This window comes from Catalinimonas alkaloidigena (genome assembly GCF_900100765.1).
Lineage (GTDB): Bacteria > Bacteroidota > Bacteroidia > Cytophagales > Flexibacteraceae > Mooreia > Mooreia alkaloidigena.
The window spans coordinates 688,992-712,140 of record NZ_FNFO01000004.1; the positions used below are offsets into that span (position 1 = coordinate 688,992).

Here is a 23,149-nt window from a genome sequence, read left to right on the forward strand (position 1 = left end):
TGTTTCAGAAATGGAACAGGGCTTTTTTCTGGACGCTTTCCGCCGTTATCCGATTTTTTAGCGGCAAGAGGCCGCACGAGTTGCACGATACCCCGACGAAAGTGTATATTGGTCCTTTCCGCCCCACCATCTTTCTATCCTTCTGGGAGACAGCGGCTTGTTGCAACCTGCCGAGTTCATTCATTTACTGGTCACCTTCAACACTCCTCCCTATGTCGTCTGCCCTTGATCGCCGTACCTGGCTTAAATCCACCGCTCTGCTTACCGCCGGCCTGGCCGCTGCCCCCCTTCGCTGGTCCGACCTCCAGGCACGCCCCGCGGCAGTGCTGCAACGTCGTGCCGAAATGCTGGCGCACAACCAGTTCCGCCGGATGGCGCCCGACCTGCCCAAAATGCAGGCGCGTCTGCTGGCGAACGAAAATCCCTTCGGGCCGTCGCCCAAAGCCCTGCAGGCCATGACCGAAGCAATGTCCGAAAGTTGCCGCTACGCCTTTTTCGAGTTGCGCGACCTCAAAAAACAGATCGCCGAAAAAGAAGGAGTGTCCGAAGACCACATCATGCTTTCGGCGGGCTCGTCCGATCTGCTGCTGTTGGCCGCCATGTATTATGGCAAACCGGGCAGCAGCATCCTGTCGGCCGATCCGAGCTACACCGACCTGATGGAAGCGGCCGTAGAACTGGGGGCCGGCTGGGAAAAAGTCCCCCTGACCAAGGACTATGCCCACGACCTCGACGCCATGGCGAAGCGGGTCTCCGACAACACTAGTCTGGTCTACATCTGCAACCCCAACAACCCCACCGGGACCATCGTCGATCCTGCCCAGCTGAAAGCATTTTGTGCCAGCGTGGGGAAGAAAAAACCGGTCTTCGTCGATGAGGCCTACATCCATTACACCGGCGACGCGCCGGCGCACTCCATGATCGCGAGCGTACGCGACGGGCACAACGTGCTGGTGGCCCGGACCTTTTCGAAGGTCTACGGCATGGCCGGTTTGCGGGCGGGCTACCTGGTGGCGCCCCCGGCGGTGATTGAAGACCTTTCCAAATTCGCGTCCAATGGGTGGGATCTTTCGGTGCTGACGCTGCGGGCGGTGCTGGCCTCCTACCAGGACGATGCGTTCGTCACGGACTGCGTCCAGAAAAACCAGGAGGCCCGCGAGTTTGTCTACCAGACCCTGAAAGCGATGGATTACGAGTACGTCCCGTCGCACACCAATTTTGTGCTGTTCCCCTTACGGATGCAAGGACAGCAGTTTTTCCAGCAGATGATGGCCAAAGGCGTCGGCATTCGCTTCTGGGAGTTTAACCGGCAGCACTGGTGTCGCGTCAGCATGGGCAAAATGGACGACATGCAGCTCTTCGCCAACGCATTCCGCGAGGTAGTCAGTTGAGGCGTCTGTTAGCCGCCGTACCGTTCCTGTTGCTTCTGGCGGGGGGCAGTCCGCCCCCCGACCCCGTGGCTTCGTACCGTAAGGCACACGAGCACGCTCTTTTGCGGGAATACCTTGATTTTCTGTCGATTCCGAACGTAGCGTCCGACCAAAACCACATCCGGCAGAACGCCGAACATCTGATGCAGATGATGGATCGGCGGGGTCTGAATCCCCGGTTACTCACGCTGGCCGATCCGCAGGCGCCACCGGCCGTCTACGGCGAGTGGACGCAACCCGGTGCCACGCACACGCTGCTGTTCTACGCCCACTTCGACGGACAGCCGACCGACCCGGCCCAGTGGCACGGCAGCCATCCGTGGCAACCTGTGCTCCGCACGGCCAAGCTGGGTTTGCCCGGCAGCCAGCTCGTTCCAGTGCCAGAACCCGGAAAACCGATCGATCCCGAGTGGCGCATCTATGCCCGCTCCGCATCCGACGACAAAGCCGGGGTCATGGCCATTCTGGCGGCCGTCGAGGCGCTGCGAGCCTCGCGCCTGACGCCACGTTACAACCTCAAGTTTTTCTTTGAAGGCGAAGAAGAGGCCGGGTCTCCGCACCTGGCCGATCTGCTCACCCATTACCGAGAGTTGTTTCAGGGTGACGCGTGGATCATTTGCGACGGTCCGGTACACCAGAGCGGGCGCAAACAGGTCGTATTCGGCGTGCGGGGCGATACCAACGTGGATCTTACGGTCTACGGCGCCAACGCACCGCTCCACAGCGGCCATTACGGTAACTGGGCTCCCAACCCGGGGTTACGGCTCACCAACCTACTGGCGTCGATGAAAGATTCTACCGGGCACGTCACCATCGAAGGGTGGTACGACGACGTAGAACCCCTCGGCGAACGCGAGCGGCAGGCCCTCGCCGCAGCGCCTGCCTACGATCAGGAACTGCGGCAACGCCTGGGATTCGGGCAGGCGGAAGGGGGTGGGCAAGCGCTGCTGACGCTGATCACCCAACCTTCGCTGAACATCAACGGCATGCACAGCGGCGACGTAGGCGAACTGGCGCGTAACGTCATTCCCACAACGGCAACGGCGGTGCTCGACCTGCGGCTGGTGCGCGGCAACGACCACGTCCGTCAGGTCGAAAAATTACGGCAACACGTGCGGCGGCAGGGGTACCACGTGATCGACCATACGCCTACCGACGCAGAACGCGCCCAGTACCCGATGCTTGCTCAAGTCGTGGAGCGCCCGGGCGGGTACAACGCCGCCCGCACCCCGATGGACCTGCCCATAGCCCGGCAGATTGTGGCGGCGGTGCAGTCGACCACGACGCAACCCGTGGTGCAACTGCCGACCGGAGGCGGGAGTTTACCGCTGGTGCTGTTTCAGGAGAAAACCGGCGCACCGACCATTACCGTCCCGATTGCCAACTTCGACAACAACCAGCACGCCGAAGACGAGAACATCCGTTTGCAAAACCTGTGGGACGGCATCGACATGATGGCAGCGTTGATGATGCAACCGGACCGACCCTGACGCCGGGCAGGCAGCGCTTCCCGATTTTTTATACCTTGCCGGAATCATTACCTACGACCATGGCTACACTCACTACGCAAGAAAAATCCACCCGCTTCCTGACACTCGACGTATTCCGGGGCATGACGGTCTGCTTCATGATCATTGTGAACTCGCCGGGCGGCAGCACCAACTACGCCCCCCTGCTCCACGCCGACTGGCACGGCTTCACCCCGACCGATCTGGTGTTTCCGTCGTTCCTGTTTGCCGTCGGAAACGCCATGGCTTTTTCGATGCGCAAGTACGAGCTACAAGGTGAGGGTATCTTCTGGCGCAAGCTGCTCAAACGCACCGCGCTGATTTTCCTACTGGGTTTTCTGATGTACTGGTTTCCCTTTTTCGGAACCGACGAAGCCGGTAACGTTGGCTTGCTGCCCCTCAGCGAGACGCGCATTCTGGGCGTTTTGCAGCGCATCGCACTCTGTTATTTCTTCGGATCGCTCATCTTCCATTATTTCTCGAAACAAACCGCCGTCTGGATCGGCGTCGGGTTGCTGATTGGCTATTGGCTCGTGATGTACCTGTTCGGCGACGCGGGCGATCCGTACAGCCTGACCGGCAACGCTGCCCTGAAACTCGACCTGTGGCTGATGGGCCCCGACCACCTCTACCACGGCGAAGGCATTCCGTTCGATCCGGAGGGCGCACTGAGCACACTCCCGGCCATCGGGAACGTGATTGCCGGTTACCTGACGGGCGACTACATCCGCCGCCAGGGCAACTCGTTCGAGACCATTGCCAAGCTGATGCTGGTCGCTGCGGCGCTGCTGGTGGGCGCCTGGGCGTGGGACATGAGCTTTCCGATCAACAAAAAACTCTGGACCAGTTCGTTTGTGCTCCTGACCAGCGGACTGGACATCGCGCTGATCGCCTGCCTGATCTACGTCGTCGAGCTGCGCAGTTACCGACGCTGGACTTCATTCTTCCTCGTGTTCGGAAAAAACCCTTTATTCATTTACCTGCTGTCTGAGTTTCTGGTCATTACCCTCTTTCTGGTGTCGGTCGGCGACCAAAGCCTGCGCAACTGGATTTACCAAAGCGTCTACCTGTCCCTACTGCCGCCCATTCAGGCGTCGCTCTGGTTTGCCCTTACCATCATGGCCATCTGTTGGGTCGTGGGCTACTGGCTCGACAAGCGCAATATCTACATTCGCGTCTGATGAGAGTATTCGCCATTTCCGACATCCACGGCTGCAATCAAACGTTCCGGGCCCTGCTGCGGCAACTTCACCTGACGCCACAAGACCACCTCTTTCTGTTGGGCGATTACATCGACCGGGGCCCCGACAGCCGGGGCGTGCTGGACAAAATTCTACAGCTGCAGGACGACGGATTGCAGGTGCATTGCCTGAGTGGTAACCACGAGCAGATGATGCTGGACGCCCTCGCCGATCCCGCCAACCTGAGGGGCTGGTTCATCAACGGCGGTTTCGAAACGCTTCAGAGCTTTGGCGTACAGCAGGTCGACGCCATTCCGGAACGCTACCTTCAACTGCTGTCGGACCTGGCCCCCGCCGCCGCTTCCGAAGACTACATTTTTGTGCACGCGGGGCTGAACATGCGCCTGGACGACCCGTTTGCGGACGAACAGGCGATGCTCTGGATTCGCGACTGGTACGGCGACCTGAATCGGGAGTGGCTCGACGGGCGCATCATCGTCCACGGTCACACGCCCCAGCCGCGCCAGCGCACCATGGCCGCCCTGGAGCACCTCGACACCCATCCGGTCCTGAACATCGACAACGGCTGTTATTTCGGGCAGGCCAACGATGCACAGGGGTACGGCAGCCTCTGTGCGGTTGACCTGACCCACCGCAGGCTGTACTTCGAAAAGAACCGGGACGGTGGCTGGTAAGTGTGCTTTTTCGCGGGAAACCGACGGGTAAGTGTGCCGAAAAGATAAGTCCTTTGCTGTAAAAAAATCAGCATCAATGGCCACAGCAACTTCATCGCCCCGCACCCGTCAGCACCGCCCTATCATCTACAAGAAGAGGTATTTTTCAGCGGCCCGGCGCATCATCGTGGGATTCCTGGTGTTCGTGCTCGGCAGCATCTTTCTACTCAGCGGCACTCCAACAGGCCTTGTACTGGGAGCGATTTTTTACATGACTTGCCTCTTTCTTTGGTTTACCTACACGTACGTTGAAGTGGACACAAGAAAAAAGATCGGCAAGGATCAAGTACGCCTATTCGGCCTTGCCTTAAGTGGAGAAGTGTATTCCTTTGAAAGCATTGAGTATCTGTTCTTCAAAGCAAACTCACACAACGATACTGCAAACCCCTACAGGATTGCCGGTAATCATCGGTTGGTCCGTTACGATGCCTTTCTGAAATTTTCTGACGGCGCAAAACAACAGGTTTTCCGTTCCGACAACTACGACAAGGCGTATCGGAAAGCCCGGCATATTGCCAAAACGCTGCGCGTCGAGTTTGTCGACTATACCGCAGCAACCGCCCAGTAAGCTTATCTACTTCACGCCCTTTACCCCACGAAAAAGCCTTCAGAGAAATCTCCGAAGGCTTTTTGAGGTATGAACTATGAACAGCGTGTGCACTTTTGGTTACTAGCGCCAGCCACCGCCCAGGGCCTGGTACACATTGACCAGCGCATTCATCTGCTGCCGTTTGGTTTCGATCAACTCGAACTTCGATTCCAGCGCGTCGCGTTGCGTCAGCAGCACTTCCATGTAGTCGGCCCGCGCCGAGCGGAACAGGTTGTTGGAAATGGTAATCGACTGGGTTAGGGCCTGCACTTCCTGCGACTTGGCTTCGTAGCTCTTTTGCAGGTTGTCGATGTTGGCCAGCTGATTGGCCACCTCGATGTAAGCGTTCAGGATCGTACGCTCGTAATCGTACACGGCTTGCATCTGTCGTGCGTTGGCGCTGTTGTATGTGGCCTTGATGGCATTCCGGTTGATCAGCGGCGCAATCAGATCGCCCGCCAGTCCGTACAGAATGGATTCGGGGGCGGTGATCAGCACCGTAGGATCGAACGCCTGCACGCCGACGGCCGCAGAAATGTCCAGCGAAGGGTAAAAGTTGGCCCGCGCCACCTGCACGTCCAGTTTGGAAGCGGCCAGCTCCAGTTCGGCCTGCCGGATGTCGGGACGGTTCGCCAGAAGTTGCGACGGAATGCCCGCGTGAATGGTATCGGGCAACAGGTCAATGAACGCCTCTGAATTTCGGGCAATCGGCTGCGGATAGCGCCCCACCAGGAAGTTGATCCGGTTCTCGGTCTCGACGATCTGCTGCTGAATGTCGTACTGCAAACTCCGGGTGTGGAGCACCTGTGCCTCGAACCGGCGCACCGCCAGCTCGGTTACGCGTGTGGCCTGCTTTTGCATCCGCACGATCTCCAGCGCGTTGCTCTGAATCTCGATGTTCTGCTTCACGATCGCCAGTTGGTTGTCGAGCGCCAGCAGTTCGTAATACGAGTTGGCGATCTCGGCAATCAGGTTCGTAACCATGAAGTTTTTCCCCTCTACGCTGGACAGGTAGCGCTGGGCCGCCGACTTCCGGGCGTTGCGCAGCTTGTGCCAGATGTCGACCTCCCAGGTGGCATACGCTTCCAGCATGTAATCCGGCAGCGGATCGGGCATTTCGGTGCCCGGCTGGATGTCGGTGGTCGCTTCCAACGCGCCGGGACGCGTGTAGCGGCCTACTTTTTCGACCCCGGCCGCGCCCCGCAGCCCTACAAAGGGCAGATACTCCCCTTTCCGGATGCGCACTTCGTTCTGGGAAATCTGGATTTCCTGCAACGTGATGTTCAGCTCCTGGTTGTTGTGCAGGGCCGTATCGATCAGGGCATTCAGGTACGGGTCCGTAAAATACGCCTGCCATTGAATGGTGGCCGAGTTGGTGGTGTCCTGCGCCTGCGCGTTGCTGTACCGCGCAGGCGTGGCCGTATTGGCTTGTCTATTGATCAAGGTAGGGGTACAGGCCGACACCAGAAACAACAGGCCGGTTACTCCTACACAGGTACTGACTACTCTTTTAAACATTGTGGACATACTCTTCGGTTAAAGGAACTTCCTCTTCGTCTTTGATTAGCTGCCGGCCTTCCGCAAGTCTGCCGAAGATGTAGTAAAGCCCGGGGATGATGATGACCCCGAAAATGGTTCCGAACAGCATGCCGCCCAGTGCCGAAGAGCCGATGGTTCGGTTGCCAATGGCCCCGGCCCCGGTCGCGATCACTAGCGGAATCAAACCTGCCACGAAGGCAAAAGAGGTCATCAGGATCGGACGGAAACGCACCTTGGCGCCTTCGATCGCTGCTTCGAGAATGGTAGCGCCCTGGCGGTGTTTCTGCACCGCAAATTCCACGATCAGTACGGCGTTTTTACCCAGAAGCCCCACCAGCATGATCAACCCGACCTGCGCGTAAATGTCGTTGGCCAGCCCAAACGCTTTGAGGATCAGGAACGAACCAAATACCCCGACCGGCAGCGAGAAAATAACGGCCAGTGGCAGAATAAAGCTCTCGTACTGGGCAGCCAGTACAAAGTAGACGAACACCACCACGATCAGGAACACGTAGAGCGACTCGTTTCCGCGGTTCGCTTCGTCGTACGACAGCCCTTCCCAGGCGATGTCGTAGCCTCGCGGCAATGTGGTTGCCGCCACCTCTTTGATGGCCTGCACCGCATCGGCCGTGGTATAGCCCGACGACGGCAGCCCCCGGATGGCGGCCGAGTTGTACATGTTGTAGCGCGTGATCTCGTTCGGCCCCTGCCCCTTTTTGAGCGACATGAACGACGAGTAAGGCACCATTTCGCCGTGGTCGTTTTTAATGAACAGATTCAAAATGTCGGACGGCAGCTTGCGGAACTCCGGTGCCGACTGCACATAGACTTTGAAGAAGCGGCCGAACCGGATGAATCCCTGCTCGTACGTACTCCCGATCAGGATGTCCAGGTTTTCCATCGCCTTTCCGATCGACACCCCTTTCTGCATGGCGGCCTGGTTGTCCATCAAGAGTTCGTACTGCGGGTAGTTGGCCGCGAAGAAGGTGAAGATCCCGGTCAGCTCTTTGCGCTTGCGCAGGTTGTCCATGAACTCGTTGTTCACCTTGTCGAAGTCGGCGTAGTCCGTCGACGGGTTCTTGTCGATCAGGCGCAACGAGAACCCACCGGACGACCCGAAGCCCGGAATGGCCGGCGGCTCGAAGTACTCGATGATGGCCCCGAGGCCTTTCGACTTCTCTTCCAGTTCTTCCATAATTTCGGTGACGGACTCGTGCCGCTCCGACCAGGGTTTCAGGTTGATCAGACAGGTTCCGGCATTGGAGCCCCGTCCTTCCGTCATGATCTCGTAACCGGCCAGCGACGACACGGATTCGACGCCATCCACCTCTTCACAAATTTTCTGAAGTCGCCGCGACACGGCGTTGGTCGTTTCCAGTGTGGACCCGGGAGGGGTCTGGATGATGGCGTAGATCGTGCCCTGGTCTTCGCTCGGGATAAAGCCCCCGGGCAGCACCTTGTTGACGACCACAATGCCCGCACAGAACACCACCAGCACGGTCCAGGTTACGGTGCGCCAGTTAACGATCCGGTTCAGCAAGCCCACGTATTTGCCCGTTGCCGTGTCGAATCCGCGGTTGAAGCTGTCGATGGCCCGGTTCAGGAGGTGTTTCTTTCGGGGTTGCCCGTGCGTATTTTTCAGGATCATGGCGCACAACACCGGCGTCAGGGTCAGGGCGATGATCGCCGAGATTACGATGGAGCTGGCCATGGTGATGGAGAACTGACGGTAGAACGTACCGACCGGTCCCGACATGAACGAAATGGGCAGGAACACCGACACCATCACCGCCGTGATGGCGATAATTGCGCCGCTGATTTCGCCCATCACCTCCCGCACGGCGCGGTAGGGCGACAAATGCTTTTCTTCCATTTTGGCGTGGACGGCCTCCACCACCACAATGGCATCGTCCACCACAATCCCGATGGCCAGCACGAGCGCAAACAGCGTAATCAGGTTGATGGACAGTCCGAAGAACTGAATGACGAAGAAGGCACCGACCAACGATACGGGCACCGCCAGAATCGGAATCAGGGTGGAGCGCCAGTCGCCCAGGAAGATGAACACCACCAGGGCCACCAGGATGAACGCGTCGCGCAGGGTGTGAATTACCTGCTCGATCGAAGCGTCGAGGAACTGCGAAACGTCATAGCTGATTTTGTAATCCATGCCGGGAGGAAACGTTCCTTCCAGCTCTTTGAGCTTTTCTTTTACGTCGGCAATTACGTCACTGGCATTACTTCCGTAGTTCTGCTTCAGGACAATGGCCGCCGAAGGGTGGCCGTCCAGGTTGGAATAGATGTCGAAAAATTCGCTCCCCAGCTCTACCGTCGCAATGTCTTTCAGGTGAATGCTTTCTCCTTCGGCATTGGCCCGGATAATCACGTTATCGTACTCCTGCGGCTCGCTCAGACGGCCCTTGTACGTCAGTACGTATTCCAGCGACTGGGCTTTGATCCCCGAGCTCTGCCCGATCCGGCCGGGACGCCCCACGATGCTCTGCTCGGCCAGCGCCTCCATCACTTCGTCGACCGAAATGTCGTAGGCCCGCATGCGGTCGGGGTTCAGCCAGATGCGCATCGCGTACCGGCGGCTCCCCAGGATCTGTGCACTGGCCACGCCGTGAATCCGGCTGATTTCCGGCACCATCTGGACGTTCGCGTAGTTGTACAGGAACTTCTCGTCCATCGTGGTGTCTTTCGCATACAGGTTGACGTACATCAACATACTGGGCTGAATCGGCGTGATGATGACCCCCTCACGCTGCACCAGTTCCGGCAGTAGGGGCATGACCTGGTCTACCCTGGTCTTCACCCTGATGACCGCCTGGTTGGGGTCGGTGCCCGGCTCGAAAATCACCCGCAGGGTGGCTTCCCCCGCGCTGGTGGCGTCGGTCGCCAGGTAGCGCATGTCCTGCACGCCGTTGATGGCGTTTTCCAGGGTGATGAGCGTCGATTTTACCAGCACATCGGCGCTTGCACCAGGGTACGCAATGAAGATGTTAACAGTGGTGGGGGCAATGTCGGGGAACTGAGAGATCGGCAGCTGCTTGATGGCCAGCGAACCGACAAAGACAATTAGGACCGAAATGACAATGGCAAAGACCGGCCTATGAATGATGTTTTTAAACATTGTTCGTGTTTTACAGTACTTAACTTATTCCGCATACAGGTCCAGATGCGTAATGACGGAATCGGGCTCCAGGAACTCCGTTTCTATCTCTTCGTTCTCCCTGACAAGGCGCAGACCTTCCAGCAGAATCTTGTCGTTTTCGTCCAGACCGCTTTTCACGACATACAGGTGGGGCATTTCTTCTCCGATGGTGATCTCGCGCGATTTCACCACGCCTTCGTCGTCTATCACAAATACATATTTCTTCTCCAGCACTTCGAAGGTGGCTTTCTGAGGGATGATCAGCGCATTCTCGAGCGGCACCTTCATCTCGATGCTGCCGGTTTCACCGTGGCGCAACAGGCCGCTAGGATTCGGGAAAGTTGCCCGGAAGGGAATGTTACCGGTTTCGTTGTTGAAGTCGGCTTCGATGGTTTCTACCATGCCGGAATGTTGAAACAGCTTGTGGTTGGCCATCAGCAACTGCACCTGCGTGCGCCCGGTGTCGGTCCCCACCTGCGATTTGTAATCCAGGTATTCGGCTTCGGGTACGTTGTAGTAGACCCACATTTTGCTGTTGTCCGACAGGTTGGTCAGCAACTCGCCTTCGTCCACCAGACTCCCCAGCCGCACGTGAAAGCGGTCGATGATGCCGTCGAAGGGCGCCCGGATTTCGGTGAAGCCCAGGTGCACCTGCGCCAGCGCCTGTTCGGCCCTGGCTTTGTCGTATTTGGCTTTCGCCATCGCCAGTTCGTTTGGCGCTACGATGTTGCTGTCGGCCAGGTTTTTGGTGTTCTGGTATTCGATTTCGGCGAAGCTGGTTTCGGCTTTTGCGCGTTGCAGCTCTGCCTCGTAGAGCACGGGCATGATTTTGAACAGCAACTGGCCTTTTTTCACGAACTGCCCTTCGTCGACGTAGATTTTCTCCAGGTAACCTTTTTCCAGGGCCCGCAGCTCAATGTGGTTGATGGAACGGATCTGACACACGTACTCGTCCGTGATGGACGTATCCATTCTCACCGGGCTGGTCACCAAAAACTTGGTTTCCATCTCCTTGGCTTCACTTTTCGTTTCACAGCTTGTCTGGCTCGCCAGGGCGGCGCCCAAACCCATGAGCATCACAACTCTTTTCATAACAATTAACAATTTTGCTTTTGTTGGTAGTGGGGTGGTAAGGGTAAGGTCCGTAAGGTGGGCGGATCAGCTCCGGCCCGTTGCCGATCGGAGGCCCCGGCTTGCCAGGCAAGCGCGCAGGCAACAATGTCGTGAGTACCACTACGGCACAGCAATACGATTTTTCTTATTGATTTTTAAAACGCAAGACGCTACGCGAAGCATCGGCCCGGTCTGCGCCGGCGATGCGCTACTGAATGCAAAACAACAGGGTGGTGGGAGGAAAAGGCAGGAAGAACGGCAGCGCAGGGGCTACCCGGCCTCCACTCATACCCGGATGACCCGGAGCAGGAGGTACCGTCTGCCGAAGGAGAAGGAGGCCACGTGGGTGCGGGAAGCGACACACGTATGCAGGTAACGAAAGAGGGAACTGAGGGTCAGCGCGCAAAAAAGCGCTACCAGGTAAGCACTGCCCTTCAGGTATTTTTTGACCGAAATTGATTCGTCTTCTTTGTCTTCGCTCTCCCGCACTTCCAGGCTCGGAATACCTTTTTTCAAAGCCGACGCTACCGGCGTCAGGACAAGCGAGTGCGGGTGTGCGGGCAGGGTTGTTTCGACGGCGGCTGCCGTGGCAAGACCGGCTTCTGGGGCAGGCCCATTCTCCTCCTGTACGGATTGAGCGGCTATGTAGCCGAACCCGCTCAACAGGAGAACAAACGTTACCAGAATACATCTCACTACGAATTTCATCGTCTTTATCCGAATTAGTTCACGTCAATGGCACAGAAGCACTGCGAATCGTTACGAGCATGCAGAGTAGTTAACTACGTACGTGTGCATTTACTAGGTGGTGGTAGGATGGTAAGCGCTGCCTGACCCGCCGGCGATCTACGAATAATGCAAAGTAACCGGTAACAAAATCAGGTGACGTTTGGTGTTTTTGAAGTTGAATGGATTGACCGCATAAACTCCTCAGAAACAGCCAACTACATCTCACAACGCCCTTTTTTCTCGTGTTTCGTCTGCCGCATTGCCAGGCCTTTGTGAATCATTCCCCAAACATAAGAATAGCGTTTGGGATTAGAAGAATCAGGAAAATTAAAAGAAAATTAAAATTACGTTCCCGCTTGCGGGCATCCACGGCATGGTGCGTAAAAATCGCCTCCAACGACGTTTCACAGGGGTTTTCCCGGCGCGCAGCGCGGGCCTTACCACATTGCTATCTATTGTTATAAGCGCCCCTCCCCTCACCCGGCTTTTAGCGCTTTGCCGTAGTTTCGTCGGGTGAAGTACCTTGTTGTTCTGTGGCTTCTGGCAGCGGCTCCTCTCCAGGCACAGACGTTGCACCTGCGCTCTCGCCAACCGAATGCCCTTTCCGGCACCGCCTTCATGGCGTCCCTCCAAGACACGTCCCTCTCGTTACGGGAGCGGGAACGGCGCATGTTCCGCGAGATCCGTTCCGGAAATGTCCCCGACTTTTACCGGCAACTGGTAGAAGTGACCGACACCGCCACGGTGGCAGGCGAACGGCACCAGATCCGCTACTTTGTTCTGCCCGATTTTCTGGCCCTTGGTTCCAACGACGATTACGTGTACTGTCCCATGACGTGCATGCTGGCCCAGCGCGTCGCGAATCGGTTGAAGTGCCGCCTGGTGACGCGCCGCGTATCCGACCGGCTGTACCAGGAGGCCGCCCTGCGACTCCGGCCGCAACCCATCCCGCCTTCGGACACGATGACGTCGGTGACGGTGCTGGTACAACACAACGCGATGGTGCAAGCGCAACGCGACTCAAGTCTGCGACAGGCGCCACTCGGCCAGCTGGTGGCGGGTCACAAAAAAGACGTAGTGCTCTCCGACCGTATGGTCAATGCACGGGGAAACGTAAGGGTAGTGATTTACGGCTGGCACCGGCCAAACGGGAAGGCGATCCAACCCCTCTACAACGGCCACCGCCCCGACTGGGTCGATTACAGTCACGGCATCCGGCTGCTCCAGCGCCGCGTGTGGGTCGATGGCAAACCCACCACCGTCAGGCGTGTGCTCCGTTCGGACTGGCATCCGCTCCTGAGCGACGAAGGCCCCCTGCGCCACACGAGATACCCGACCAGCCGCCGTTTTTATCGGGACGCACGGTAGTAACCGACCAGATGCAGGTCAACAACAGGAATCGGACAAGAACGCGCTGAGCTTAGAAAGAAACCCATACGCTTTCTACAAAATCACGCTACCGAAAAGCCCCTGTGTTTTAGTGGTTTTTATTAAATCGAAAAGTAGTTTCCTTCTCTCTAAATCTAGACTTAACAGGGCTTCGTTTTAGAGGTAGCGGCATCCCTTTTCATTCACGCTCTTACTATCTTTTCCATCTTCCTGCCCTTCGCCAATTCATCCACCAACTTGTCCAAATACCGCACCTGTTGTGTCAACGGATTTTCGATTTCTTCTACCCGGTAACCGCAGATCACTCCTGTAATCAGTTGCGCGTTCGGGTTTAGCTTCGCCTGTTGAAAGAATTCCTGAAAAGTCACGTTCTGCTCGATGAGTTCTTGCAGCTTATGCTCATCGAAGCCCGTTAACCATTCGATCACTTGCAGCAATTCTTCTCTCGTCCGACCTTTCTTCTCCACCTTCGTCAGGTAATGAGGATACACGGAGGCAAAGGTCATGGTGGCGATCCGCTCATCGTGTTTAGGGGTTGTTGCCATAGGAGTTATTTTGTTTGCTGAGGATTATTTTACTCTACTGCCAGTGGCCTGTGCGCGTAATTAACCGGGGTTGGAGCAACGTTTTCACGCTTGCTTCATGCTCCGGAACTAACCTGAGCCTCGTCAATGTACACCCTGCGAAGTTTTTATCAAAAAGAGGAAGAGCCGCCGTTTAGCGTACGGCCAGCCCTTCGGCTATGCCCTTGAAGAACGCAACGGAGCCCCGGCGGATGTTGAGGATGTTGTAGCCTCCCTCCTGCACCACCAACAGCGGCAAATTGAGACTGGTCAGCAACTGCCCCATTTTGCGCAACGTCTCCGGTTTTAGGGCGAACAGGCCGGTCGGGTCGCCCTTCAGGATGTCGTACCCCAGCCCGACGATCAGAATTTCGGTACCCGCCTTCAGAACGCGGTCCAGCGCCCGCTGGAAAAGCTTCAGGTACGCCTCTTCGCCGGTGCCGGGCTTGCCGGTCAGGTTCAGGTTGTGCCCCAGGCCCGCCCCGGTGCCTGTTTCTTCCTCAAACCCGGTGAAGTACGGGTAAGCGTAGTCGGGATGGCCGTGAATGGAGACGGTAAATACGTCGGCGCGGTCGTAGAAGATGTCCTGGGTGCCGTTGCCGTGGTGGTAGTCGATGTCGAGTACCGCGACTTTGGCGTGCCGGCTGAGGTGCTGCGCCGCGATGGCTGCGTTGTTGAAGTAACAGAAGCCGCCGAAATATTTCCGCCCGGCGTGGTGCCCCGGCGGGCGGCACAGCGCGTAGGCCATGCGCCGACCGGCCAGAATCTCGTCGGCCGCGGTGAGGGCCGTGTCGACCGCGCTGATGGCGGCCACGTAGCCTTTTTTGTAGAGCGGTGTACCCGAATCGATGCAGTAGTACCCCGCCTGTACGGCCAGCTCTTTCGGCTTGCGTTCGGGCAGGCGGATCGGAAACGTGTCGGGATAGACCGGACGCCCTTCTTTCAGTTTGGCGCAGACCGTCTGGAGGTAGTGGACCAAGTCGCGGTCGTGCACGGCCAGAATGGGCTTTTCGCCGTAATGCTTGGTTTTCAGGGTCGTAAAAAACGGGAGCGGTTGCAGCACTTCCAGCAGCGCCTCCACCCGGATGGGGCGCTCCACGTACCCCCGTTCCGGCACGTGATGCACCTTGTGCGTTTCGGAGTGCACCAGCGCGTACGGGTTGTCGAGCCGATGCGAACGCACCTCCGCGGCCGGTGGCGACTGCTTGCGGTAACGCGCGGGGCGCAACTGAACCGGATCGTCGCGGAACGAGGCCACAATGCGGTCGACCTCTTTCGTGGTTACCACATGGCCGAAGCGCTTCGTCAGGATCATCCGCACCGCCTGTTGCGCGTCGGCGCGGTGCAGGGGTTTCTCCTTCCCCAGGCTGTCGTAGAGCAGATACGCGTGCGTCGGCGGGTCGCCCACCGGGTAGTCGTATTCCGTGTTCCAGACCGGCCGCACGCCGTAGGCCTCGTAAAAACGAATGCGCTGCTGGCTTTCCTTCAGTTGCTGCGGCTCGGGCGTCAGCTCGGGGTCGTCCGGCTGCACTTCCATAAACAACCCCTTCGCCCCGATCCGGTGGCAGTACTCGCGGACGGCTTCGTAGAGCGCGCCGCCCAACCCCGCCCCCCGGATGCCCGGCCGTACGGCGATAAAATCGAGAAACGCGAACTTGATTTCGGGAAAGTAGAGAAACAGCGCAAAGGCGTCGAGACGTCCCAGGGGGCGTTCGGCCACGAACAGCACGCTGTTGTAACCGTGGTATACCGGATCGTTCAGTAACGACGGCAGCCGGTCGGCATAATAGGTCAGCGAGGGGAAACTCTGGCGGAAAATTTCCTGTACCTGGTCGAGCCGCTCTTTCGAGGCCGGGAAGGAGCTACTCTGGATCACACGTATTTTGAACATCGAAAATTATACGCATTGCAAACGCGCAAGTTTGTCGTGGAAAAACACAAGGCAGCGGCCGGTTTCGGGCCAGGCGCCCCTTCCCCCCGAAAGTAGCAAACTGAACTTCAGCACCTTGGCTTTGCTGTCCCTATTTTTTATTCGGCAAGCATTACGTGCCTTTCAGAAGCACATAATCCTATTCCGGAAGGCACCTGCCGCATGCGTTAGCATTTCTGTCCATCCTTCCTTATATTCCTATGTTTTATTGAGCAACGTCCCCGGTACGTATGTCCACCACATGTTAATCCAGATGCTACGTCGACCTTTCCCGCGGTACCTGTCCTACGTTTCCCTCGCGCTGCTGGTGGCGTGTGCTTCGTCCGACGACGAGGCCCAACGCACACACGACGACGGCCCCGACGAAGTCGTGTACAGCCCGCCCGTGGCGGTAGACCTGCCGGAGATCCGCAAGCGGGGCAAGCTGGTGGCGATCACGAGCTACAGCCCAACGAGCTATTTCCTGTACCGCGGCGAGCCGATGGGCTACGAGTACGAACTTCTCGAACGCCTGGCCGACTACCTGGACCTGGACCTGGAAATCAGGATCGCCTACAACCTCGACAACTTCATCGAAATGCTCAACACGGGCGAGGGCGATCTGGTCGCGCACAGCCTCAGCATCACCAAACCTCGCAAAAAACACGTCGACTTCACCGACCATTATTCCGTGACGCGGCAGGTGCTGGTGCAGCGCAAGCCGGAGGGATGGCGGCAGATGAAGCGTCACGAAATCGAGAAGGTGCTGATCCGCGATCCGCTCGACCTGATTGGAAAAGAGGTGCACGTACGCAAAAACAGCGCCTACTACCGGCGGCTCTACAACCTCTCGCAGGAAATGGGCGGCGACGTACTGATCGAACCGATCGAAGGCAACTTGGAAACCAACGAGATCATCCGCAAAGTAGCCGAAGGCGAAATCGACTACACCGTGGCGGACGAGAGCCTCGCGAAGATCAACGCCACTTACTACCAGGACCTGGACGTCGGGACGGCCGTCAGCTTTCCACAACGGCAGGCCTGGATGGTGCGCAAAACCTCGCCCCAGCTGCGCAAGGCGGTCAACGCCTGGCTGGCGGAAGAAAAGAAGGGCGTGGATTTCTACGCCATCTACAACAAGTATTACAAAAACCGGAAACGCTTCCGGCGGCGGGTCAACAGCGAATACTTCTCGCTGACGGGCGGTAAAATTTCTGCTTACGACGACCTCATCCAGCGGGGAGCGGGGCAGCTCGGCTGGGACTGGAAGCTGCTGGCGTCCCAGATTTACCAGGAGTCCCATTTCGACCCCAGCTCCACGTCGTGGGCGGGAGCGACTGGCCTCATGCAACTGATGCCGTCAACGGCGCAGGAACTCGGCGACTACGACCTCACGCACCCGGGCGAGTCGATCGAGGCGGGCGTGACCTACCTGAAGAAACTGGCGAAGCTTTACGAAGACGTGCCCGACTCGCTGGAACGCATCAAGTTTGTGCTGGCCACCTACAACGCCGGGCCCGGTCACGTTAGCGACGCCCGCCGCCTCGCCGAAAAGCTGGGCAAAGACCCGAACGTCTGGACCGGCAACGTGGCCGACTGCATCCTGCTGAAGGCCCAGAAGAAACATTACTCCGATCCGGTGGTCAAACACGGGTACTGTCGTGGCGAAGAGCCCCACAATTACGTAGAAGACATCTTCAAACGCTACCAGATTTACGACGACCTGATCCGGCAGGAAAACGCCGCCGCTCCCGAAGAGGCCGTTGCCCTGGGCGAGTAAGTCAGTTTCTACGCTAGGCTGTGTCTGATGAATACCTTTTGAGGAAAAATTTGATGATTGCTAACTGAATCATCGCCTTGAAACTAACTGCAGTCTTGTCGTAGCGTGTGGCTACTCGCCGGTTTTCTTTCAGCCATCCGATGCTTTGCTCAATCCCCCCTCGCTTCTTGTAGGCCTGTCGGTCAAATCGATGGTGAGGGCCTTTTTTCCTTCGTTTTCTCCCTTTGGCTAACCGCTTTTCTGGGATCATGGCTCGGATGCCTCGGCCCCGTAGTGCCTTTCGGACTCTAGCTGCATCATAACTCCTGTCAGCTACTACTTCCACAGGTCGTGTTCTAGGGCGACCTCTTGCTTGTGGAATGCGGACCTGGTCAAGTGCCTCTTCCAAATAATTGACATCATGGGCTTGACCGGCACTTAACGTCACCGATAGAGGATGGTGGTACTGATCGGTTACCAAATGAATTTTCGTGGAAAATCCACCTCTGGAGCGTCCTAAAGCATGATCTAAGGGTTCATTGGAATCGCCATAACGTTGGCACGTGCCCCCTTTTTACTGGCGCCTGCCGCTGATTTATGTGCTCTGATTACCGTTGAGTCCACCGCAGCGGCGGCCGCCATCCAAAGTTCCCAATCGATATAACCTTCTTCATCAAGTTGGATCTGCAAGTACTCTACAATCTCATCCAACAAGCCACTGATGCGATAGCGACGGAATCTATCATATACCGTTTTCCAGGGGCCATATCGTTCGGGCAGATCCCGCCAAGGAGCACCAGTACTTAAGATCCATAACATCCCATTTAACACTTGTCGATGGTCACGCCACTGTCCACCCCGTTGCCCTTCATTCTGCGGAAAGAATTTTGAGATTTGCGCCCACTGTTCGTCTGTCAATTCATAGCGTCTCATATACCAGTCTACGTCTCGATGGCTCTTATCGATTCATCAGACACAGCCTAGTGCAGCATGGACAGAAAAACGTTTTTAGGCGTTATAGCGCGCTACCTCATCTTTTCGCTTTTGCTGCTGACCGCGGCCTGTTATGTCGGAGCGTTTCTGCTCCACGCCCTAACAGAGCACGGCAGTGAAAGGTGGTGGCTCGTCTCTCTCAGCGGCCTCGGCTTGTTTCTGATTGCTCTCCGTATACTTGAAGTCGTCTTGGGTCCGGTTGTTCAAAAGTCCGGCGTGTGGCAGTCTCCCTCCGCAAAGCGGCGGTATCGCATAGTGGCAAAAATTTTTGACTACCTGCTTCCGATGCTCTTTGGTATCCTGATTTCCCAGGCCTGGGAAAAGGATCAGCGTACGGCCCTGCCGCTGATGGGTGTTTTTGGAATCATCCTCGTTCGCAAAATCAGAGAGATTCTACAAGAAGAGCGTTAACCTCTACGTCTTCTTCACCACCTTCTTTTTCTTAGGCTTGGCTTTGGCCTTGCGCTTTTTAGGCTCCTTCTTGCCTTCCAGATCGATTTCCAGAAGGAGGTTGGCAATGAGGGCCGTCCAGCCCGTTTGGTGCGAAGCCCCGAGGCCCTGTCCCGAGTCGCCGTGGAAAAACTCGTAGAAGAGGTAATGGTCGCGGAAGTGCGGATCTTCGAGAAACTGCTTGTAGGGCGCGTGGTAGGGGTAATGCCCCTGTTGGTCCGGCTCGAAAATCTTCAGGAGACGGAGGGTCAACTCACGGGCAATCTGCTTCAGGTTCAGTTTGTTACCAGAACCGGCCGGAAATTCGTAGATGTACGTCGGGCCGTAGAATCGGTAGTACTTCAGCAGGGATTTGATGATGATGTAATTGAGCGGGAACCAGATGGGACCGCGCCAGTTGGAGTTGCCGCCGAACATCGAGGTGGTGCTTTCGCCCGGTTCGTAATGGATCACGTGGCTGGTGCCGTTGAACTCGAACGTGTAGGGCTGCTCCAGGTGAATTTTGGAAAGCGAGCGGACCCCGTAGTCCGACAAAAACTCCGCTTCGTCGAGCATCCGCTTGAGAAGGTGCTCGAGCCGGAAGCCCCGCATGATGGAGAACAGGTGGTCGCCGGTTTCGTTTTTCTGATCGATGTGCGAGATCAGCTCCGCCAGATCGGGACGCGTCCGGATGATGCTGATGGCCCGGTTGCGGAACTCCCGCATCTGCTCGAAGGTGTCGGAATGGATGATGTCCACCGCCAGGAGCGGAATGATGCCCACCAGGGAACGGATGCGCAGGCGGTGCGAGCTGCCGTCTTCCAGTTGCACGGCATCGTAATAGAAGTTGTCTTTGTCGTCCCAGAGTGAGATGTCCTTCTTCCCGATGTGGTGCATGGCCCAGGCGATGTTCAGGAAGTGGCGGAAGAATTTAGAGGCCGCTTCTTCGTAAGCGGGGTTGCGGTGTGCCAGCTCCAGCGACATCACCAGCATGTTCAGCGAAAACATGGCCATCCAGCTCGTGGCGTCGGCCTGTTGCATCTTCCGGATGCCGGGCAGCATGCGGCTGCGGTCAAACACCCCGATGTTGTCCAGCCCCAGGAAGCCTCCTTCGAACAGGTCGGTGCCGTTGACGTCTTTCTGGTTGACCCACCACGTGAAGTTCATCAGCAGTTTCTGAAACGCCCGCTCCAGAAAATCCCAGTCGGGCACGCCGGTTTTCTGTTTGTCCATCGCGTAAACCTGCCAGACCGCCCAGGCGTGGACGGGCGGATTCACGTCGCTGAAGTTCCACTCGTAGGCCGGGATTTGGCCGTTCGGGTGCATGTAATACTCCCGCAGCATCAGGAGGAGCTGATGCTTGGCGAAATCCGGATCGACGTGTACGAACGAGGTCGCGTGGAAGGCCAGATCCCACGCCGCATACCAGGGATACTCCCACTTGTCGGGCATGGAAATGATGTTCCGGTTGGTCAGGTGTTGCCAGTCGTTGTTGCGTTTCCAGTGCCGGAACGGCGGCTCCTGTCCCGGTTCGCCGTTCAGCCACTTGTACACGTCGAGGTAGTAAAACTGCTTGGTCCACAACAGACCCGCCATGGTGCTGCGGAGCAGTTTTTTCCGCACGGGCGAAAGCGACGCGGGCGAAAGTGCTTCGTAATAGGCATCGGCCTCTTCCTGGCGCTGCGCAAACACGGCGTCGAAATCCGCCCAGGGATTGCCCTTGCGGTCGCGGTTCAGGCGCACCCGGAACGTACGCGTGCCGCCGGCCCGCACCGTAGCCTTCATCCACACGGCCGACTTGGTGCCTACCTTCTCGGGGTTGACGGCGGGTATCCCTTGTACGACGTAGTCGTTGATGCCGTCTTTGACGTAGGGAAACTGGTTGGGCACGCCGTACAGCCGCTGCCCGTTGGTTTCGTTTTCGCAGAACAACTGCTCGCCGCCTTCATGGTGCAGAAAAAACTGGCCGTTTCGCTTCGACGAGGCCTGGATGATCTGGTCGGAATACGCCCGCATGTACGGAGCCGTATAGCGGGAATTGTGCCGCCAGTAGTTGCGAAACCAGAGGTGCGGCAGCACGTGGATCGTCGCCGGATCGGGCCCGCGGTTCACCACCGTGATCTTCATCAGAATGTCGTTGATGCCTCCTTTGGCATACTCTACAAAGCAATCGAAGTAACGGTTTTCGTCGAAGGCTTGCGTATCCAGCAGTTCGTACTCCACTTCGTAACGACTGCGGCGGTTCTTCTCCACCAGTTCGTTGTAGGGAAATTCGCGTTGCGGATACTTGTAGAGAAACTTGCAGTACGAATGCGTCGGCGTGGAATCGAGGTGGAAGTAAAGTTCTTTCACGTCCTCGCCGTGGTTTCCCTGCCCGTTGGTCAACCCAAAAAGGCGCTCTTTCAGAATGGGGTCGCGCCCGTTCCAGAAGGCCGGGGCCAGGCACAGAATCTGCCGGTTGTCGCAAAACCCGGCGATGCCCTCTTCGCCCCAGCGGTAGGCGTTGCTCCGGGCGTGGTCGTGGGGCACGCAGTTCCAGGCGTCGCCGTGGGGGCTGTAATCTTCACGAACGGTGCCCCACTGCCGGTCCGACAGGTAAGGGCCCCAGATTTTCCAATTTTTATTATCGGCCGATTGCGCCAGCCGTTCTCCTTCTACGGTAGTACTTGTCATGGACAAAAGCGGTAAAGCCTGACTCTGGTGTCTGAAGGCAGCTCCATTCCGGTGTGAGTCATCGCTTCCCAGCCCTGGGTCGGATCAACGCCATCGCTCCGCTGACAGACCGGGGCAATGACTCCTACCAAAGGCATAGGACAACGGAAATGGGTGGTGGGAACCCCACAAAGGGGCGTAAGCTGCCAGAGCAAACGCTTGCTCTATTCTTGCAATATCCTAAACTTAACGCAACTACGTCAAAATAGTTAAACATACCCGAAAGGCGGCCTTTTCTGCGCAAGCCGCATCTACAAATCAACTTTTTTTGTCGATCCTTTCGACCCGCTCGCCCGTCGCAAAAAACTTGTGTCGGAGAGGCAGGCGCGGCGTCAGCTCGTCAGTGTTACGCGCAGGAGCGCGCAGTTCCCCGATCAGCCTGGTTTTGCGACGAAGTCAAAGGAGTTATCTTCGCCGCAAACCTGATTTCTGCCTATGCACCGCCGTTCGTTTCTGAAGCACGCCGGAGTGGCCGCCTCGCTGCCGTTGCTCACCGCTTTTCCTTTCGACGCCCCAGCACAGCGGCCGCCGGGACGCCGCACGGTCCTGATCGATGCCGACACCGCCAACGAAGTAGACGACCTGTATGCCATTGTACGGGCGCTGCTGGAGCCTGACTTCGACGTCCGGGGGCTGGCGTCGGCCCAATGGAACCACCGCCTCTCCCCTCCGAACACCGTGCAGGAAAGCCAACGCATCAACGACGACCTGCTGCGGCTGATGCAACGTACCGACATCCCCGCCCCGCTGGGCGCCGAGATGATCATGGGCAAACCGTGGGGCGGCACCGAACCCAGCGACTCGCCCGCGGCGCACCTGATGATCCGCCTGGCACGCGCCCTGCCCGCTTCGCAAAAGCTGACGATCCTCTGCCTCGGGGCGGTTACTAACCTGGCATCGGCTCTGGCGCTGGCCCCCGACATCGTGCCGAACATCACGGTGTATGCGCTGGGCGGTCGCTATTACGCCGACCGGAACGTATGGGACAAGGACGAGTTCAACGTGCGCAACGACCTGAATGCCATGAATTATCTGTTCAATCTGGACGGGCTGGAGCTGCACCTTATGCCCATCAATGTGCTGTTTGGGTTCACCTTTCAGTTGCAGTCGACGCTCGACCAGCTGGCCGGGCATGGTCCGGTCGCCGACTACCTGGCGGCCCGCTGGCTTTCGAACGGCCCCGATACCGACGAGCGTGTTTTCTGGGACCTGGCTCTGGTCGAAGCCGTAGCCCGACCGGCGCTCGCGACGGAACGACAGGTTCAGACTCCGCCCGAAAACAAACCGCGTACGATCTGGGTCTACACCCAGGTGCAGGCCGATGCCATGCGCACCGACTGGTGGAAGGTCGCGAAGGCCGGGCTGCCGGCCGCGGGTCGCTAGCCAATCGTCAGATTCAGTGTAACTTGCCCGCAACC

The 23,149-nt window shown here is 57.6% G+C and carries 17 protein-coding genes and 1 pseudogene; 9 read left to right on the forward strand and 9 right to left on the reverse strand.

The annotated features are described in order from the left end of the window. The first annotated feature begins 212 nt into the window (after positions 1 to 212). From BLR44_RS13590 to BLR44_RS13610, 5 genes are all read left to right on the forward strand, one after another. Positions 213 to 1,391, forward strand: coding sequence for a pyridoxal phosphate-dependent aminotransferase (locus tag BLR44_RS13590; RefSeq protein ID WP_089682705.1), 1,179 nt, complete (start codon positions 213 to 215; stop codon positions 1,389 to 1,391). After that, on the forward strand, positions 1,388 to 2,920 hold the full coding sequence (locus BLR44_RS13595) for a M20/M25/M40 family metallo-hydrolase (protein ID WP_089682707.1): 1,533 nt from the start codon (positions 1,388 to 1,390) through the stop codon (positions 2,918 to 2,920). The genes BLR44_RS13590 and BLR44_RS13595 overlap by 4 nt, the downstream gene beginning before the upstream one ends. Positions 2,921 to 2,979: 59 nt before the next feature. Beyond that, a complete protein-coding gene (locus BLR44_RS13600) occupies positions 2,980 to 4,119 on the forward strand; it encodes an acyltransferase family protein (protein ID WP_089682709.1) in 1,140 nt (379 codons plus the stop codon). Next, positions 4,119 to 4,814 carry a metallophosphoesterase family protein gene (locus BLR44_RS13605; RefSeq protein ID WP_089682711.1) on the forward strand — a complete coding sequence of 232 codons (696 nt, stop codon included), beginning with the start codon at positions 4,119 to 4,121 and terminating at the stop codon, positions 4,812 to 4,814. The genes BLR44_RS13600 and BLR44_RS13605 overlap by 1 nt, the downstream gene beginning before the upstream one ends. 76 nt (positions 4,815 to 4,890) lie before the next feature. After that, on the forward strand, positions 4,891 to 5,421 hold the full coding sequence (locus BLR44_RS13610) for a hypothetical protein (protein ID WP_089682713.1): 531 nt from the start codon (positions 4,891 to 4,893) through the stop codon (positions 5,419 to 5,421). Between the two features lie 102 nt (positions 5,422 to 5,523). On the opposite strand, the gene BLR44_RS13615 is transcribed toward BLR44_RS13610, so the two are convergent. The 4 genes from BLR44_RS13615 to BLR44_RS13630 form a co-directional block, all read right to left on the reverse strand. Then, positions 5,524 to 6,960 carry a TolC family protein gene (locus BLR44_RS13615; protein WP_089682715.1) on the reverse strand — a complete coding sequence of 479 codons (1,437 nt, stop codon included), beginning with the start codon at positions 6,958 to 6,960 and terminating at the stop codon, positions 5,524 to 5,526. Then, positions 6,953 to 10,114 (reverse strand): efflux RND transporter permease subunit, encoded by a 3,162-nt coding sequence (locus BLR44_RS13620; protein WP_089682717.1) that lies wholly within the window; start codon positions 10,112 to 10,114, stop codon positions 6,953 to 6,955. The genes BLR44_RS13615 and BLR44_RS13620 overlap by 8 nt, the downstream gene beginning before the upstream one ends. 24 nt (positions 10,115 to 10,138) lie before the next feature. Then, positions 10,139 to 11,227: an efflux RND transporter periplasmic adaptor subunit gene (locus BLR44_RS13625; RefSeq protein ID WP_089682719.1), complete on the reverse strand. Its 1,089-nt coding sequence runs from the start codon at positions 11,225 to 11,227 to the stop codon at positions 10,139 to 10,141. A gap of 306 nt (positions 11,228 to 11,533) precedes the next feature. Further along, positions 11,534 to 11,956: a hypothetical protein gene (locus BLR44_RS13630; protein ID WP_143017278.1), complete on the reverse strand. Its 423-nt coding sequence runs from the start codon at positions 11,954 to 11,956 to the stop codon at positions 11,534 to 11,536. A gap of 534 nt (positions 11,957 to 12,490) precedes the next feature. On the opposite strand from BLR44_RS13630, the gene BLR44_RS13635 reads away from it, so the two are divergent. Further along, positions 12,491 to 13,345, forward strand: coding sequence for a hypothetical protein (locus BLR44_RS13635; protein WP_143017279.1), 855 nt, complete (start codon positions 12,491 to 12,493; stop codon positions 13,343 to 13,345). A 203-nt stretch (positions 13,346 to 13,548) separates the two neighbouring features. Here BLR44_RS13635 and BLR44_RS13640 read toward each other — a convergent pair whose 3' ends face one another. Continuing rightward, on the reverse strand, positions 13,549 to 13,911 hold the full coding sequence (locus BLR44_RS13640) for a DUF2200 domain-containing protein (protein WP_089682725.1): 363 nt from the start codon (positions 13,909 to 13,911) through the stop codon (positions 13,549 to 13,551). 172 nt (positions 13,912 to 14,083) lie between these two features. Next, positions 14,084 to 15,820, reverse strand: coding sequence for a histone deacetylase family protein (locus BLR44_RS13645; protein ID WP_089682727.1), 1,737 nt, complete (start codon positions 15,818 to 15,820; stop codon positions 14,084 to 14,086). A gap of 292 nt (positions 15,821 to 16,112) precedes the next feature. Here BLR44_RS13645 and BLR44_RS13650 point away from each other — a divergent pair, with 292 nt between their 5' ends. Beyond that, positions 16,113 to 17,618, forward strand: a complete 1,506-nt coding sequence (locus BLR44_RS13650) for an MltF family protein (protein WP_089682867.1) — start codon at positions 16,113 to 16,115, stop codon at positions 17,616 to 17,618. A gap of 13 nt (positions 17,619 to 17,631) precedes the next feature. Here BLR44_RS13650 and BLR44_RS29375 read toward each other — a convergent pair. Then, a pseudogene (locus BLR44_RS29375) lies at positions 17,632 to 18,102 on the reverse strand (IS5 family transposase); the annotation flags it as partial. 23 nt (positions 18,103 to 18,125) lie between these two features. Then, on the reverse strand, positions 18,126 to 18,530 hold the full coding sequence (locus BLR44_RS13660; RefSeq protein ID WP_089682731.1) for an IS5 family transposase: 405 nt from the start codon (positions 18,528 to 18,530) through the stop codon (positions 18,126 to 18,128). 57 nt (positions 18,531 to 18,587) lie between these two features. On the opposite strand from BLR44_RS13660, the gene BLR44_RS13665 reads away from it, so the two are divergent. After that, entirely contained in the window at positions 18,588 to 19,001 is a 414-nt protein-coding gene (locus tag BLR44_RS13665) for a hypothetical protein (protein WP_089682733.1), read from the forward strand. A 3-nt stretch (positions 19,002 to 19,004) separates the two neighbouring features. On the opposite strand, the gene BLR44_RS13670 is transcribed toward BLR44_RS13665, so the two are convergent. Then, complete coding sequence (locus tag BLR44_RS13670; protein ID WP_089682735.1) at positions 19,005 to 21,692, reverse strand: MGH1-like glycoside hydrolase domain-containing protein; 2,688 nt, start codon at positions 21,690 to 21,692, stop codon at positions 19,005 to 19,007. Between the two features lie 474 nt (positions 21,693 to 22,166). On the opposite strand from BLR44_RS13670, the gene BLR44_RS13675 reads away from it, so the two are divergent. Then, on the forward strand, positions 22,167 to 23,114 hold the full coding sequence (locus BLR44_RS13675; RefSeq protein WP_089682737.1) for a nucleoside hydrolase: 948 nt from the start codon (positions 22,167 to 22,169) through the stop codon (positions 23,112 to 23,114). Positions 23,115 to 23,149: the final 35 nt, after the last annotated feature.